Below are 14339 nucleotides of genomic sequence, written 5' to 3'. Positions count from 1 at the left end.
CCTTTAGAAAGACTTCATACTCTCTAAAGGGAGCAAATTTTTCTAAATCATTCTTTTCATGATACAGTCCTAATTAGAAAGGTTGTTTGACGATGAGATTCAAGAAAAAATTAGTTATTAGCGTTCTTATTGCTTTTGTTTTGTTTTCTTCCTATTATTTACTTAAACATTTATTCATCAAAGAAAATGCTACAGCTGTATCAGAAAATGAATTCAAACCTTCATTTCTAAATGACAAATTAGCTACTATCTACCTTTCAGCATCAATTGATTATCAGCGTGAAGGGAGCTACACAGTATATATAGATAAAAAAGGCGAAATAACTACCTCAAAAGGTGGCGCAATTGAATTAGGTTCTATTGCTCAAGGTGAACAGATGTTAATGAAAGAGAACCCTTCTGAAATAAATATTCTTGGAAAAAAAACTGCCCATTTTAAGTTTAAAAATAAAGTACATACTGGCTATGGCCAAGCTAATGGATATTTAAAGAACAAAAAAATATTTTATACATTAAACAACCAAGGTTTTGGAGAAAAAGATTATCAAAGTTTAATCAGATGGGGCAACATTCAAAAATTTCAAGAGCAGCTTTTAAATGGATACTTTGTTAGTACAGGAAGCGATGATGATAAAATTTACGTGATCAATCAAGATATGGATACTGATCATTCTACATTTCATGAATTGAATTTACAGAACAGACCGACTCTTAAAAAAGGTGGTCATGTTAAGCCCATCAACGAAGACTGGGAAGTTTATTCAAATATCATTATTAAGGACAAATTAGCTTATTTTATCCTCTATCACACTCCTGAAGATTCAAAAGATGTGTCTTTTAAAGTAGCCGTATTTGATATAGAAAAGAACAAATTAAGAGGAGCATATTTACTTGGCAGTTATAAAAGTGAAGATCAACTAATACCACCAAATGAAAAGCACTTCTATATAAAAGACGATATTTTATATCATTTCACTGCACATTCTAAGATTTATACATTTAACACAAAAACAATGAAATCAGAAGGTTCCTTTTCCTTAGAACAAAAAGAAGGACTTGAAGTTAAGTTCGTTCATTTAAATTCTGATCATATATATTCATTAAACCAAAAAAAGACCGGAGAATATGAAATATCTTCTTATTCATACCAAAAGGGAAAAAGATTGAATTCTTTAAAGATAAAAGGTCTCGACAAAATTTTGGATAAGAATCATGTTTCTGAATATGACTTTTTCATGTTAGAACAAAATAGAAATGATGTTCTCAAAATATTTAATAGGTGATTCTAAAAGGAGAATGGTTATGACTCATTTAGAATTCGCATTCGGCTTGCTTCCAGTAAGTATGATCATCGCTTCTTTTATCGTCACATTGTTTGTACAAAAGGTTTATTTCATGCCAGTTGTGAGTTTTATCATTTTGCTCATTCTGACATTTACACTTTTTAATGTCTCTTTCTTTGGCTGGGCTGTTGTTTACACTTTAGGCTCATTTATTGCTTCATATATAGCATTATTCATTATGAAAATTTTAAATAAAAAGAGATCATAAACTACATTCGAAAAGCCCTAGAAAGGGCTTTTCATCTTTCACTATCGTTTTTTCACTGGATGAATGTCCTCTCCCAAAAAGGCGGTATTCGGATCTTCACTATTTTCTAGAAATTCAGCAATTTCTTGCAGCTCTTGATTAATACGGTCATCCCTTGGCATATCTGGGTTTAACAGAAGGTTGGAGTGAATAGCAGTAGCTGTTTCATACAAGACATGTTGATCTTTTATCTGTTTGATGCACTGTTTCATGCGCAAGAAAAACCATGCGATCTCTTCAATGTCTTCCATCGGATAATGTGCCATTTTGAAGAGATTCTGCTGACGAAGGTCTCCTCTATCAAAAATGAGTTCAAGCTCTTCTTTACTGATATATAAATCCGAAGCTTCCTCCTCAATCTCTATTACTTCAACCATGGCGTCGTCAGCTGTATATAACCGCTCAACAAATTCATCGAAACTATCTGCCAGCTTATAATCTACCTCCATCTCTAAATCGAAATAGTGAATAGGAGGATGTTCCTTCGTTTCTCGGTAATCCATGGCGATCCATGTATCTTCTTCCCCGCTGATGAAAACAAGTCCCTCTGGCAGCTCCAATTCATCACTTAACTGAACACTATTCATAATTCCATCATCTTTGGCGATTCCTCTTAGATGGTCGAATTGAACATGATCCTCTGCCCATGAATTCGGCCGTTCGGTTGGAAAAGCATTACGAACTGTAAAACCACCATTCCATTCTAAAATGAGTTTTTTGTATGTATCAGGTAAAGTGACACCAAGCGTTCCCTCTGCTTCACGAATTTGTTCCTCATCTATCTTTTCTAACGTAAAAGGACTCTCTTCTTCTTTCTCCCAGAATGATTTCAAAGTGGATGCCTCCTCGTATCTATCTGAGATAAGTATAACATTGACCAACTGTTGATTTACTCATTCTACTTCATAAAAAAACAGACTCTTAAAGTCTGTTTTAATCTTGTCTATACGTTTTCAGAAGTTGTATTTCGATCAATCATAGTCGTGTTTCGATTTGATTTTTGTTCCTCCATTGTTGTATTCCGAATTGATTTCGTTTCAATGATTTTTAAAGTTTCTGCTGTTGAAACACTTAACAATACAATGGATAAAATGATTAGTAATTTTTTAATAATCATACAGACACTCTCCTTTTTGAATATCATTTTGAGCCTTAAGAGCCTTTCTGTAATATTCGGCAGCTTTTTCAAAGTCCCCTTTTTTTTCATAAAATAACCCGAAACTTTGAGCAAATGCTTCCACATAGACATGTAGTTTCTTTTCTTCAAAAATATCAAACACTTCTTTCAAAGCCTGTTCATCAGTATCCATATAAATAGCTTTTAATGCTTTAAATAACAAGACACTTAGCGAATCATTTACCTTTGAGGAATATATAAGTCCATCTTCAACGAGCAGATCCGCTTCATCAGTTTGATTAGACTTGTACAGCGACCAACACAAACTAAATAGAGTGATTGGCTTTATGTCACTTTTTTCCGAAGAAATGACATCTAACACTTCTTTATAATGCTTTATTGCCTCTGTATACTTTGATTGCCTATCATATGTATTACCAATATTTAATAATGTTTTTGCTACTAAACGTTGATCGTTTGCGCCCACAGCAATTGAATAAGCAGTCTTTAAATGTTGCAACGATTTTTCATATCTCATGAAATCATCATAATTTCCTGCAATGACAATTAGACTTTGAATTTGGCGAACTTTATACTGCTCATGTTCTTTATAAATATCTAGCGCCTTTATGATGTGATGCATAGAAACATGAGTTTGTTTCATAATATAGTAGGCTTCAGCCACCTTGAAGTGAAACTCCGCTTGCTCAATATCATCGACAACCAATGCAAGCTGCCTTTCAGCGATCTTATAATATTGGATAGCCTGTATGTATTCTTTCTTACTAAACTCGTACATTCCTCTAAAAAAGGCATTGTAATATTGCAACATACCGGAAAGTTGATGATTAGAATTCTCAATTTTATCAACCAATTCAGAAACAGATGGCGATCGTTTTTCTGAAGGTTTAATATAATCGAGCATAAGCTGATGGCGAAAACACATCAATTGATAATAAATGAGCAGATCTTGATCCTCTTCCATTCGTTCAATTTCTCGTTCGACCTCAGCTTTCAAAATCTCTGCATCAGGTACACTGAATTGCCGAATCATTTTATACCATTCATTTATTTTCACACCTACATGTGAAGAAAGAACTTTCTCCATCCCTTATTCCCCTTCCACGAAAATCCCTTATATGACATTTATTATCACATGCAGTAATTTACAAAGCACCGAAAAGAAACCGCAAAAAGAACAATTGTTACATCAATAAACCTTTGGCACATGTCTTTATCATCACAAAACAAAAAGGCAGACTCATTTCAGTCTGCCTTCATCTTCTAGATTTCCATGAGAACACCTTTTGTCTTCAGGTAATTTGCATTGAATCATTTAACCACTCTTCACAATGTTCTATAAGCCATCTCAAATATTCAACATATTGACCGACATGATAGCCATCACAAACAGCATGATGTACTTGAATCGCAACGGGCAGAATGATTTTTCCTTCTTCCACCTTAAACTTGCCTATCGTAAATATTGGCAGTAAATAAGTTATATCTGTAGATATATTAAGGTTAAAAGAAGTAAAATCAATCCACGGCAGGCTTGAAATATTGAACATGTTTTCTGGCATATGAGGTTTCGGAAATAGGTTGCTGCTTTTGCTGTAAGTTTCCATGTCCGCTACACAGCTTTTATAAAACCGAGCAAAGTTTTCATCATAAGGCGTCCAAATACTTGAAAATGTCTTTGTTTCTTTATTTAAAATCGTATAACTAGGATAGAGAATATCCCAGTAACCAAGTGCATCGTCCACTTGATCCATCCGAAATTCCGGTATATTTTGCACAGCTCTTGCTAACAAATATATTTGCACAGGATATACTTTTAGCCTTTTTTCTTTTAATATTGCATACAATTTTGTGATGTCTAGATCGATCACCAGACTATATGAGCATCGGGTTACCGTCATATAATGATGAAAGTGCTCTTTTCTCGGATAATTTTCATCTATTTGTTTAAACATTTTTTATCTCCTCCTGAATGTAATTGCTTGTATTCAGGAGGAAGCTTTATCTGTTTTTACCACCACAATCATCCTTTCAACCGGTAGGTTATGTTTCTGTCTACCACTACTCTAAGTTATAACGTTTTCATTCAATGGCTACCATAAGCTTAGCCTACGATAAAGCCTTCACCAATTCTTCTTAAGTGATCTTGACTAACGTGAACTTTTCTAGTGCTCTATATCTTTCTCAGCTTACAAAGAAGATATAAAAACCCTGTAATTATTAACGATATACTGTATTCACTTCTATCTTTTTTTAGAAGCTGTTTATCCTCCTCTTCTTCTTTAATATTCCCCTCTGGTATTTCTTCGTTTTTAAGAGCAAAAAAGATATTCCTTTTTTTATTCTACGAATGATTTAAATTCTTTGTTAGTCATGTCTTTTCGTAATTAATATGTATATTGTACCATTCTATCCTATAACAAATAACCTATTTACTTCATTTATTTCCAAATGATAACATTATTTAGAGAAGGAAGAATATTTCTAACAACTAAAACAATTATTGAATTATTAATTACGTTGAAAGCTTAATCTATAAAATATTCCAAAGTAGGAGCTTATTATGGGAAAATCAAGTACTTCCAAAGGTTTAATATTATCAATGGTTGCAGGAATTTCTGTTTTTATACTCTCACCTTTTGCAGAAGCAAATGCATCTAAAGCTTTTGAGAAAGAACAGTTCTATTCTTATTCATTTGTAAAATCTTCTTTTGATCAAACAAAAGAGCCTACAATAGATGAGATAACACAGTATTGGAATTTAAATGAAGTAGAAACAGAAAAGTTCAAAAAAGCAATTAAAGGAGCTCAATCAAAAACAAATGGAGAAGCTATTACACACGGTAAATTCACATGGGCTATAAAAGCAATAAAAGAAGCTTATGACCAATTACCTACAAAACTGAAAGTAATGATAGGCGGTGTTACAGGGTTAGAAACAATTCTAATAACTATTGAGCATTATACAGGCACTCTTGAACATGGTATTTATTTAGGTGCTCTTAAAGTTACTGGAAGTGAAAATGCAGCATGGTGGGTTGCTAAAACCATAATGTTGTTCGTTTTTTAAAATGTACTAAAACACACCTAGATGCTGAAACAAAAAGGAGGTTCTGGTTAATGACACAGGAAAATAAAGCATCCAAAAGTTTGTTAATTACTTTACCCATCGCTATTATAGCTGTTGTCTTGATTTTAGGGAAAATTGATACACCTGTAACAAATATTTTATTTTATGTAGTAGCTTTCGGTGTAATGGGTTTAACTGTTTCAAGCTTAGTAAAAGACTACAAAAAAAAGAAAGATTGATGACTTGTCCGTAGGTGCTGGTTACAAAAATATGGTTTCATGATCTTAAACAAACTATGAAACTAATCTATTGTTAAGTGGCTCACCTATCGTATCTTAAATTGACCACACTGAAAAATGCAGTGTGGTTTTTAATTTTACTAATGTTTTCTTTTGCTTTAGAAATACAAAAGCCTCTCGACTATCTCAAGAATGGCTCTGTATCAACATCTTTTCATATAATTCCGACTGGGTTCGAACCAGCGTTCTCTCCCCGTCAAGGTGAATGACCTTATCCGAAACTTCCAGATGTTCTCTTAAAAATTTAATAAGATTCTATGCTAAGCCTTTCTAATAAAAAATGTGCACTTCTGAAGAAAACTGAAAGTTGCAAAACAAAAAATTGAACAACCAATTTTAAAGGAAGAATTTAATTGTTTTTCTAAACTAATCTCTCCCATCTTAGGGAATGAAATATAAATTCTTTATGATATAATTCAATATCAGTTTAAAAAAGCCTTTGTTGAACTTTAACAAACGATCCGGATTACGTCACAAGAAGCTTTTATAAAACGTATTTTTAGGAGGTTAACATTAGTGAACAGTTCCCCCCATGAATTGAAACTTACCATTCCAACAGGATGTGACAATGCTCCCAGGAAGCAAATAGTCATTGATTTTACAGTAGCTATATTAACACGGGAGAATGAAGTGATTAATGAATATGCGGATGAATCTATTATATGGTATCAGTTAAAGGATAATGCAAAGCTTGAAGGACGAAATGCCTTAATCTCCACTTTGTACAAAGAGGACAGAGAAATCGTTAGCGCCCTTGAAATTTACCAAGTAATCACACACGGAAAATTTGCTTCAATAAATGGTGTAATGTTATTAGCGAATGGTTTAAAAATTGATTTCTGTGATGTCTATATTTTTAGTAGTGCTGCAAAGTCTGGAAAGATAAAGGAAATCAAATCATATAGGATTTAGACGTTCCTGGTCCATTTATATAGGTGACTCTAACCATCCCCATAAAAAAACAGACCCTGCATGGTCTGTTTTAATTTTGCCTATACGTTTTGAGATGTGTTTCTAATACCTTTTGATCAGCAGCCGTAGCTTCTTCAAATCGACCTTGTTTCCCATACTCATCTGCATATACTATATAGCATGCTTCAGCATAAGCGAAACGCTATTTCTGCTCTAAATACTGAAAGACCTCGGACAACTACTTCTCATTTATATGAATAAAATAAATCGGTTTATACCATTTTAACAAGTAAAAATATCTCATCCTTATTTTAATATTGGATTACGTTAAACTTGTGAAAAAAACATGTTCATGTATAATACAATTAATGTATTATACATGAATTGTAGGAGAGTGACCTTTTTGAAAAGAGAAGATGCCTTAAAACTAAGATCAGATATTAAGAAAATGATTATAATAACTGGGGTTTTTGAATCTCAAAATTTGCCCAATGGACCATTTGAAAAACCTCTACCAACTTCTCAAATGATGGCGTTAGAGGAACTAGAGATGGAAAAATTAACTGTTTGGCAACTATCCAATAAACTTAGATTAGAGACTTCAACTGTAAGTAGATTGGTAGATAAGTTAGTAAAAAAGGGACTTGTTTATCGTGAAGTAAATGAAAAAAACAGAAGAGAACTTTTTCTGCACCTCACAGAAGAAGGTCACATTACTGTTAATCGCTTAAGAGAACAATCCCTTACATTTTATCAACGTATCCTCAATAATTTATCAGAATCAGAACAAAAAATAGTTGTGGATGGTTTTGAATTATTTATTGATTCTATTTCTAAGTCTTTTGATTAGAGTGAGGTAAATCATACCCTTTGGAGGATAAAATGAGTTTGGATTTTGAACGTCCTATTATTGAACTAAAAGAGAAATTTGATGAATTAAAGAAAATGATGAAAGAACATAATGTAGATTTATCATCAGAAATTCAAGAATTAGAAAAACGTTTAAATAAAATGCAAGATGAAATTTATTCTAATCTTACACCTTTTCAACGAGTTCAAATTGCAAGGCTACGTAACCGGCCCACGACATTGGATTATATACCTTTATTGTTTACAAACTTTTTCGAACTTCATGGTGATCGATTATATGGTGATGATCAAGCAATGATAGGTGGTATTGCAAAATTTAAAGGGATGCCCGTTACGGTTATTGGTCATCAAAGAGGGAGAAGTACAAAGGAAAATATAGAAAGAAATTTTGGAATGTCACATCCAGAAGGATATAGAAAAGCGCTAAGACTGATGAAACAAGCTGATAAATTTAATCGCCCTATTATTACATTTATTGATACAATTGGCGCCTATCCAGGCAAAGGGTCTGAAGAACGTGGAATTTCTGAAGCGATAGCTCGAAATCTATTGGAAATGGCTACACTTAAAGTGCCAATTGTTTGTATTGTAATTGGAGAGGCATCAAGTGGTGGAGCTCTTGGCATTAGTGTCGGTAACCATATCCATATGTTAGAGTATTCATGGTACTCGGTCATTTCGCCAGAAGGAGCAGCATCTATCCTATGGAAGGATGCTAAGTATGCTCCAGAAGCTGCTAAACATATGAAAATTTCAGCAAAAGATTTAAAGCATTTAGGAATTATTGATGAAATCATTCCTGAAATTAAGGGTGGAGCACAAAATGATATAAAATCACAGGCAAAATTGATTGAATCTGTGATTGAATCATCTCTAAAAAAATTGATACGATTATCCTCGGAAGAGCTTATACAACAGCGATATGAAAAGTATAGACAAATAGAGAATAATAAATGAAAATAGTGTGTGATCGGTATGGAAAAGGGATTTTTTGATTCTAAAAATCCAATCTGGTGGATAAAGTTCGTCCCCAATTCGTCCCCAACCAAAAGAAACAGAACAAAAATTCGTTGTCAAAAAAACAAAAAACCCTTGCTAGGCAAGGGTTTCAACGATGATTCCGACTGGGCTCGAACCAGCGACCTCTACCCTGTCAAGGTATCCGTGAAGTCTCCGGTAAGTCAGACGGTAAGTCAAACGCATAAGATTACGGTATAAATCGTTCGCTCTCGTTCTATTAACTCGTATTATACATCGCAGCGCCTCTATACTGCAAGAAATATTTTCCTCACGCATCTATTTTACGGCATAAAAAAAATGGCCCCGCCCAATTAAGGACGAGGCTGCGTATTGAATTACGCGTTTGTCTTACGATCTATCATTAACTGAAGTATATACGAAATCGCGATAAGTACCGCCGAATTAAATATAGGCGAAGTTATGTCTCTAACAATTTCCATTAACCGGATCGGCTTCGCAGTCTCGCCCTCCATTACGAACTGAGTCGCATTATAATGCATTGTACTTTCTATATTCGTTAATATACCTACCGCCAGCAATACCCACGCAAGAACGAATAGGACTTTCGGAAACACCTTAATCATGGAATTACCCCCCTTATATGTATTAATTTATCATACGCTGTTCTTTATATCGGCATCAACGTAAATATATAAACGGCCACACAATGTTAGTCGCAATGGCCGTCCGTTTATTTTAGTAGCTGCTTCGATCTATTTCGTCCATTTGCCGTCGGCTTACGTGCGGCTCGACGATACGTCCAACCACTTCGCCCTCCATGACTACCGATAGTCCTTTAAGCGACTCGATAGCAGATGCGAGGTTTGAAAGGTTCGTGTGCATTTGCGGACTGTGGCCGCCGGCTGCTGAAGTTATTCGCGCCGTGTGTCCTGCATCGATGAGTCGGAATAGGTTCGCTTGCTGCGCTTCCGTTAAATACATTTCGTTTCTGAGCGCACGAATATCAACTTCGCGACTCATCGGACGATCGATAAACTTCGATGCCATTCCGCCTGAGTGAAGCTTGCCGGCTGGTTTGCCGACGATGCCTCCGACGTGGTATTCTCCGACCGCACGTCCTCCTCCGCTGTGTACGCTAACGTCTTTACCTCCGCCTCTATTTTGAACCGTAACAAATTCAGTTTTATTAAGCGTGATCTGCTTCGATATGTCTTTCGCCAGTTCTGCGTTCATGTTACGAGCTTCTCCGGTGATCTCTGCGACTTTAGCGCGTACCGCTTCGAGTTTAGCGATCTCTTCTTCAATCTTTTGGACCGCACGTTTGTATTCTTCGTTTTTCTTTTGACCGGCGGCTGTTGTGTCTTCGAGTTTTCTTTTTTCCTCTTCCTGTTTTGCGATTTCTTTATCGATGACACTGACCGCTTGTTCGCGTTTTGCTTTTAGACCGACTTGACGCAGCTCGATGTCGATTAGTTTTTGGTTAACCTGACCAAGTTTAGCTAGTTCTTTTTGGACCTCCGCAAGATTCGCTTTTTTACTCTGAAGAAGCTCCGTGCTTTTAATCAATTCATTACGCATCTGCTCTAGACGTTGCTTCTCCGAAAAAAGAGTGACTTCATGTGACTGCGCTTGCGCCTCGTTCCCGATTCTTTTTGCCTCCGCAATTCTAGCTTCAATATCTTTAACTTTCGCTAGTTGTTCAGTGACCGCCTTTTCTTTCTTGACCCGCTGAGCCGCCGCTTCGTTAATATCTTTCTTTAACTGCGCCTCTTTCGCAAGGTTCCCTTCCATGTTCCGTTCGGCGATCGTCTGCTGTTTTTCGAGTTCCAAACGTAGTTCTTCGTATTTCTCCTTACTCAACGCCTTCATCGCTTCGGTATTCTTCGCAATCGCGTTACCCTGCGCCGAGAAGGCCGCTTCTGTTTCCGGCGACTTCTTGATGATTTGATCGTTTAGACGTAAAAACTCGTCGAACTCAGCGTTCGTCAGACCGGACTTTTTACGTAGTTCTTCCTGCTCTGCGTTGAGCTTCTTGATCGCCTTCGAATCTTTTTCGTTGGCTAATTCGTCTGTAATGTCGAGATATCGCAATAACTCGTCGTTGCTCAACTGAATGCGCGCTTTGAGGTCGTCGTACCCTTTGATCGTTTTGTTGATACCTTCGACTTCTTTTTGCTTCGCGTTTGCGGCTTCTAAGTTGACGGTGTTTAGCGCTTTATAGCCTGCGGAAACCCCGACTAATAAGCCGCCAAGTAACGAAAGACCTGTAATGATCCACCCCGCCGGACCCATTGCTGCGAACAACCCGCGCAATGCAAAGCCGAGTTTTATCGCAGAAGAAGCCGTCAAAGCGATCGCTGCTGACGTTCCCGCCATCGCAAATCCTGTGGCTATTACGCCCGGATTAATTTGACTAATGACGCCGACTAGTTTCGTTCCTTGATCGACGACTGACCGTATGTGCGGCAAGAATTCGTTACCGAGCTTAACGCCTACACCTTCGAGAGCCGACGTAAACTTATCGAATGAGCCGTACAGGTTATCCATCTGCTGATCGGCAACTTTTTGCGCCGTGCCGCCGGATTCTTCGAGTGCTTTCGTGTATCTGCGTATTTCATCCGAACCTACCGCAAGCAACGAAACGAAGCCTGATGCCGCCTCCGTACCGACTAATGACGCAATAGCTGCAGTCTTTTCCGCCTGACCTAGATCGCCAAACTTCGAATTTAAGTGATCGATAATGTCCGGCAACGACTTCATCTTACCATCGGCCGTCTCGACTTCGATTCCGTACCTCTGCATTACTTTGGCTGCGCGCCCTACTGGATTGGCAAGCCGCAACATGCCCGCTCTTAAAGCCGTACCTGCCATCGAACCTTGAATACCTGCGTCAGACATCTTCGCAACGGCGGCCGCTGTTTCTTCGAAGCTGAAGCCGAGGGCCGTCGATACCGGCGCAACGTACTTCATCGCATCGCCTAGTTGCAAAAGATCCGTATTGGCCGTGTTCATTGTCTTAACTAACACGTCAACCGCGTATGTTGAGTCTGACGACGCGATTCCGAAGCCCGTCATGATATTCGATACGATGTCGGCCGATACGCCCATGTCGACGTTGGCCGCTGCCGCCATGTTTAAAACGGCCGGCAGTGAACCGATCTGATCTTTTACGCTGAAGCCCGCCATTGCCAAGTATCGAAGGCCGTCCGCCGCTTCTGTCGCCGTAAATTTCGTCGTTTCGCCGAGCTTTAGCGCGACGTTCTGAAGATCTTGGAAATCCTGTCCGGTAGCGCCCGAAATCGACTTAACCTTCGCCATTGCCTGCTCGAAGTCGGCTGCGGTTTTAACCGATACGCCGATGCCTGCGACGACTGCGCCTCCTACCGCTAAGGCCGCCGTTTGTACAAGGCCCATCTGCTTACTAAGCGACTGCGCCGAATTCCCCATCTGCTGCATTTGGTTCTCTGCCTGAGAGACGCCCGCGCTAAATTGCGCTGAATCAAGTTCAAGGCGTGCGACGATTTCGCCTACTGAAACCGCACTCATGATTCATCGCCTCTAGCTTTTGTTGCCCCTTCGAATAGTATTTCGAGGCCCTTTTGATCAAACTTCGCTAACTCGTCCATAGCGTCATTTATTGCGATAGCCTGCTCCTCGCTGAGCTCGAAATCCCCTTTAATCGCTTCATTCATAGCCCATAAAAAAACACCGACCGCTCTGCCGGTTGCTTCGGCTTCTTGGTCAGTGACAATTAGTTTTGTTTCACTCATTTAATTCGCACCCTCTCTTTATAGAAATAAAAAAGGACGCCCAAAGGCGCCCGCGAAGTCTATTCAGCATGTTTATCCAAGTATTCATCTGGGCTATTTACAAAATCAGCAGCATGATGACCAATTATATTCGAAAGTGTACTATGATGCATTCCGCCTTTTAATAAAAGATCACTCTGTCTTGCTAACTCTACACTTTCCTTAATCTCCAAGGCGCTCTTTTGTTCTTCTGCCATTGCTTTAGAATTAATATTTTTGATAATGGGGTGTAGTTGTTCCTTGCCTACCCCTAAACCCACTAAAGAACTAGCCAGTGACGAGAATTCGTTTCTGATTTCCCTCGCAAAGCTGGGATGATCAATCGCTTCGACAAATTCTTTAAAATTCCTTAAAGCTACTGTTTGGTTTGGTGATAAACCTATTTCTGCTTTGATCTGTTCAAATTTATGCTTAAACATTAGACTATCGTGTTCGCTAGGTTGTTCAATTTTCCCGACGATGATAGATTCGGCATCTCTCACGATTTTATCTTGCACTTTCTTTATGCCAGCTTTTACTTGGCTGAACTCTTTCATAAGTTCTCGCGCGAGAAGATTTTGTGTTTCTTCTATTTTTGCTCCCCTGCCAGCTTCGCTTAGAAAGGGATCTGCATATATGCGACGTCTTTCTTCCTGAAACATGCCCGCTGCTTGGGTACTAAGTGTTTTCGGTTTGTTCATCAATTCGCGCATTTCCCTTAGGTCCTGAGTCATTTTCTCTAATTTTGTCATATGTTTTGCCTCCTATTATTACCGCTATTCTGCGGTTGTTAATTTTTCGATCATATCTTCAGCGTTCTTCATATCCGGCAAGACGTACACTTCGTTAGCTCCTAAAAGGTGGGCGCTAGACACCGCGTTTTTAAGCAGCGCAAGTAAATCACATTCACAATTAGTAGAACTAACGTAAGTTTCGCCGTTGTTATTTGTAACTGCGAAGGCGCCGCGGTCAGTGTCTAGGTTAATATGAGCAGCACCGTCTTTAAAAAGATCGGCCATGCTGCCGTTTGCAGTTTCGCGAACATAATAAGACTCTGCGGCGCCATAATCGCCGTAAAATTCGTTTACTTTTGATACGCAGTACATCCGATCACCCCTTCGCATATATCAATTCTCCGCCTACATCCGCATAACGACATGTCATGACGGCACGGGAAATCCGCATGTCTTTCGATCCTTCTGTTTCTCGAAGCATAATTTCGCCGGTCTCGGAATCTACGAGTAACACCTCGTCACATTTAACGAAAACTATTACGATGATCGCCTCCTTTAAAATCAAACGAAATTAGCGATTTGAGTGCGCTTGACCCCTATTGATTGTCGCTATTGTTTAGACGGCTAATTTTGCGCAGTTTTTAGGGCTAAATCGTCGTTTCTGATTGCAGCAACGTCTTCTTTTCTTTCGGTTCTGTCATAAAACTCCAGTAAAGACTTTATTGTCGTTTCTGTCAGTTTTAAATCGTTTAAAATACATTCTGAAAAACCTTCGCTTAACTCTTGTTCGCCTGACTCGATTCTCGAAACTGTGGCCAGTGATGTGCGGGTAATTTTCGCGACGTCCTCCTGTGTTAAACGATAGAGCTTGCGGATTTTAAAGAGTGATTTTCTATCAAGCATATTTGTCTCCTCCGTTATTGAAAATTTTTTTACATGAAAAACAAAAAAAGCATC

16 protein-coding genes are annotated in these 14339 nt (G+C 38.1%); 7 read left to right on the top strand and 9 right to left on the bottom strand.

From position 1 onward, the window contains the following. Positions 1–92: 92 nt before the first annotated feature. Both ABG082_RS05945 and ABG082_RS05940 read left to right on the top strand, forming a co-directional pair. Positions 93–1283 carry a hypothetical protein gene (locus tag ABG082_RS05945; RefSeq protein ID WP_317329060.1) on the top strand — a complete coding sequence of 397 codons (1191 nt, stop codon included), beginning with the start codon at positions 93–95 and terminating at the stop codon, positions 1281–1283. A gap of 19 nt (positions 1284–1302) precedes the next feature. Continuing rightward, a complete protein-coding gene (locus tag ABG082_RS05940; RefSeq protein ID WP_138278416.1) occupies positions 1303–1551 on the top strand; it encodes a DUF2651 family protein in 249 nt (82 codons plus the stop codon). Positions 1552–1592: 41 nt separating this feature from the next. Here ABG082_RS05940 and ABG082_RS05935 read toward each other — a convergent pair whose 3' ends face one another. From ABG082_RS05935 to catA, 4 genes are all read right to left on the bottom strand, one after another. Then, the gene (locus tag ABG082_RS05935) at positions 1593–2423 is read right to left on the bottom strand and encodes an SMI1/KNR4 family protein (RefSeq protein WP_317329059.1); all 831 of its coding nucleotides are present in this window, start codon (positions 2421–2423) and stop codon (positions 1593–1595) included. Between the two features lie 110 nt (positions 2424–2533). Continuing rightward, complete coding sequence (locus ABG082_RS05930) at positions 2534–2707, bottom strand: hypothetical protein (RefSeq protein WP_012009624.1); 174 nt, start codon at positions 2705–2707, stop codon at positions 2534–2536. After that, on the bottom strand, positions 2697–3815 hold the full coding sequence (locus ABG082_RS05925; protein ID WP_348936669.1) for a Rap family tetratricopeptide repeat protein: 1119 nt from the start codon (positions 3813–3815) through the stop codon (positions 2697–2699). Before ABG082_RS05925 ends, ABG082_RS05930 begins: the two co-directional genes overlap by 11 nt. 205 nt (positions 3816–4020) lie before the next feature. Continuing rightward, a complete protein-coding gene (gene catA / locus ABG082_RS05920; protein ID WP_348936668.1) occupies positions 4021–4683 on the bottom strand; it encodes a type A chloramphenicol O-acetyltransferase in 663 nt (220 codons plus the stop codon). A gap of 608 nt (positions 4684–5291) precedes the next feature. Here catA and ABG082_RS05915 point away from each other — a divergent pair. The 5 genes from ABG082_RS05915 to ABG082_RS05895 all read left to right on the top strand — a co-directional run bounded on the left by ABG082_RS05915 (position 5292) and on the right by ABG082_RS05895 (position 8836). Further along, a complete protein-coding gene (locus tag ABG082_RS05915; protein ID WP_268450780.1) occupies positions 5292–5798 on the top strand; it encodes a hypothetical protein in 507 nt (168 codons plus the stop codon). Positions 5799–5848: 50 nt separating this feature from the next. Then, entirely contained in the window at positions 5849–6037 is a 189-nt protein-coding gene (locus ABG082_RS05910) for a hypothetical protein (protein WP_045035248.1), read from the top strand. Between the two features lie 576 nt (positions 6038–6613). Next, positions 6614–7009 carry a hypothetical protein gene (locus ABG082_RS05905; protein WP_272511413.1) on the top strand — a complete coding sequence of 132 codons (396 nt, stop codon included), beginning with the start codon at positions 6614–6616 and terminating at the stop codon, positions 7007–7009. 403 nt (positions 7010–7412) lie between these two features. Next, entirely contained in the window at positions 7413–7859 is a 447-nt protein-coding gene (locus tag ABG082_RS05900) for a MarR family transcriptional regulator (RefSeq protein ID WP_019743045.1), read from the top strand. Positions 7860–7891: 32 nt separating this feature from the next. Beyond that, positions 7892–8836 carry an acetyl-CoA carboxylase carboxyltransferase subunit alpha gene (locus tag ABG082_RS05895; protein WP_348936667.1) on the top strand — a complete coding sequence of 315 codons (945 nt, stop codon included), beginning with the start codon at positions 7892–7894 and terminating at the stop codon, positions 8834–8836. A 759-nt stretch (positions 8837–9595) separates the two neighbouring features. On the opposite strand, the gene ABG082_RS05890 is transcribed toward ABG082_RS05895, so the two are convergent. From ABG082_RS05890 to ABG082_RS05870, 5 genes are all read right to left on the bottom strand, one after another. Further along, positions 9596–12406 (bottom strand): phage tail tape measure protein, encoded by a 2811-nt coding sequence (locus ABG082_RS05890; RefSeq protein ID WP_348936666.1) that lies wholly within the window; start codon positions 12404–12406, stop codon positions 9596–9598. After that, positions 12403–12630, bottom strand: coding sequence for a hypothetical protein (locus tag ABG082_RS05885; protein ID WP_348936665.1), 228 nt, complete (start codon positions 12628–12630; stop codon positions 12403–12405). The genes ABG082_RS05890 and ABG082_RS05885 overlap by 4 nt, the downstream gene beginning before the upstream one ends. A gap of 59 nt (positions 12631–12689) precedes the next feature. Next, positions 12690–13400 (bottom strand): hypothetical protein, encoded by a 711-nt coding sequence (locus tag ABG082_RS05880; protein ID WP_348936664.1) that lies wholly within the window; start codon positions 13398–13400, stop codon positions 12690–12692. A gap of 24 nt (positions 13401–13424) precedes the next feature. Continuing rightward, positions 13425–13754, bottom strand: a complete 330-nt coding sequence (locus tag ABG082_RS05875) for a hypothetical protein (RefSeq protein ID WP_348936663.1) — start codon at positions 13752–13754, stop codon at positions 13425–13427. A gap of 252 nt (positions 13755–14006) precedes the next feature. Then, on the bottom strand, positions 14007–14285 hold the full coding sequence (locus ABG082_RS05870; protein WP_348936662.1) for a helix-turn-helix transcriptional regulator: 279 nt from the start codon (positions 14283–14285) through the stop codon (positions 14007–14009). Between the last annotated feature and the right edge of the window lie 54 nt (positions 14286–14339).

The sequence above is a fragment of the Bacillus sp. BS1807G30 genome, from assembly GCF_040047675.1.
Taxonomy (GTDB): Bacteria; Bacillota; Bacilli; order Bacillales; family Bacillaceae; genus Bacillus; species Bacillus altitudinis.
The sequence above is the reverse complement of the archived record's forward strand: the minus strand, read 5'-3'. Positions and strand labels throughout refer to the sequence as shown.

Bases quoted from the DNA above. Each gene is read 5' to 3' on its own strand.
- ABG082_RS05945 (WP_317329060.1), top strand. From the start codon at position 93: ATGAGATTCAAGAAAAAATTAGTTATTAGCGTTCTTATTGCTTTTGTT.
- ABG082_RS05940 (WP_138278416.1), top strand. From the start codon at position 1,303: ATGACTCATTTAGAATTCGCATTCGGCTTGCTTCCAGTAAGTATGATC.
- ABG082_RS05930 (WP_012009624.1), bottom strand. From the start codon at position 2,707: ATGATTATTAAAAAATTACTAATCATTTTATCCATTGTATTGTTAAGT.
- ABG082_RS05925 (WP_348936669.1), bottom strand. From the start codon at position 3,815: ATGGAGAAAGTTCTTTCTTCACATGTAGGTGTGAAAATAAATGAATGG.
- catA (WP_348936668.1), bottom strand. From the start codon at position 4,683: ATGTTTAAACAAATAGATGAAAATTATCCGAGAAAAGAGCACTTTCAT.
- ABG082_RS05915 (WP_268450780.1), top strand. From the start codon at position 5,292: ATGGGAAAATCAAGTACTTCCAAAGGTTTAATATTATCAATGGTTGCA.
- ABG082_RS05910 (WP_045035248.1), top strand. From the start codon at position 5,849: ATGACACAGGAAAATAAAGCATCCAAAAGTTTGTTAATTACTTTACCC.
- ABG082_RS05895 (WP_348936667.1), top strand. From the start codon at position 7,892: ATGAGTTTGGATTTTGAACGTCCTATTATTGAACTAAAAGAGAAATTT.
- ABG082_RS05890 (WP_348936666.1), bottom strand. From the start codon at position 12,406: ATGAGTGCGGTTTCAGTAGGCGAAATCGTCGCACGCCTTGAACTTGAT.
- ABG082_RS05885 (WP_348936665.1), bottom strand. From the start codon at position 12,630: ATGAGTGAAACAAAACTAATTGTCACTGACCAAGAAGCCGAAGCAACC.
- ABG082_RS05880 (WP_348936664.1), bottom strand. From the start codon at position 13,400: ATGACAAAATTAGAGAAAATGACTCAGGACCTAAGGGAAATGCGCGAA.
- ABG082_RS05875 (WP_348936663.1), bottom strand. From the start codon at position 13,754: ATGTACTGCGTATCAAAAGTAAACGAATTTTACGGCGATTATGGCGCC.
- ABG082_RS05870 (WP_348936662.1), bottom strand. From the start codon at position 14,285: ATGCTTGATAGAAAATCACTCTTTAAAATCCGCAAGCTCTATCGTTTA.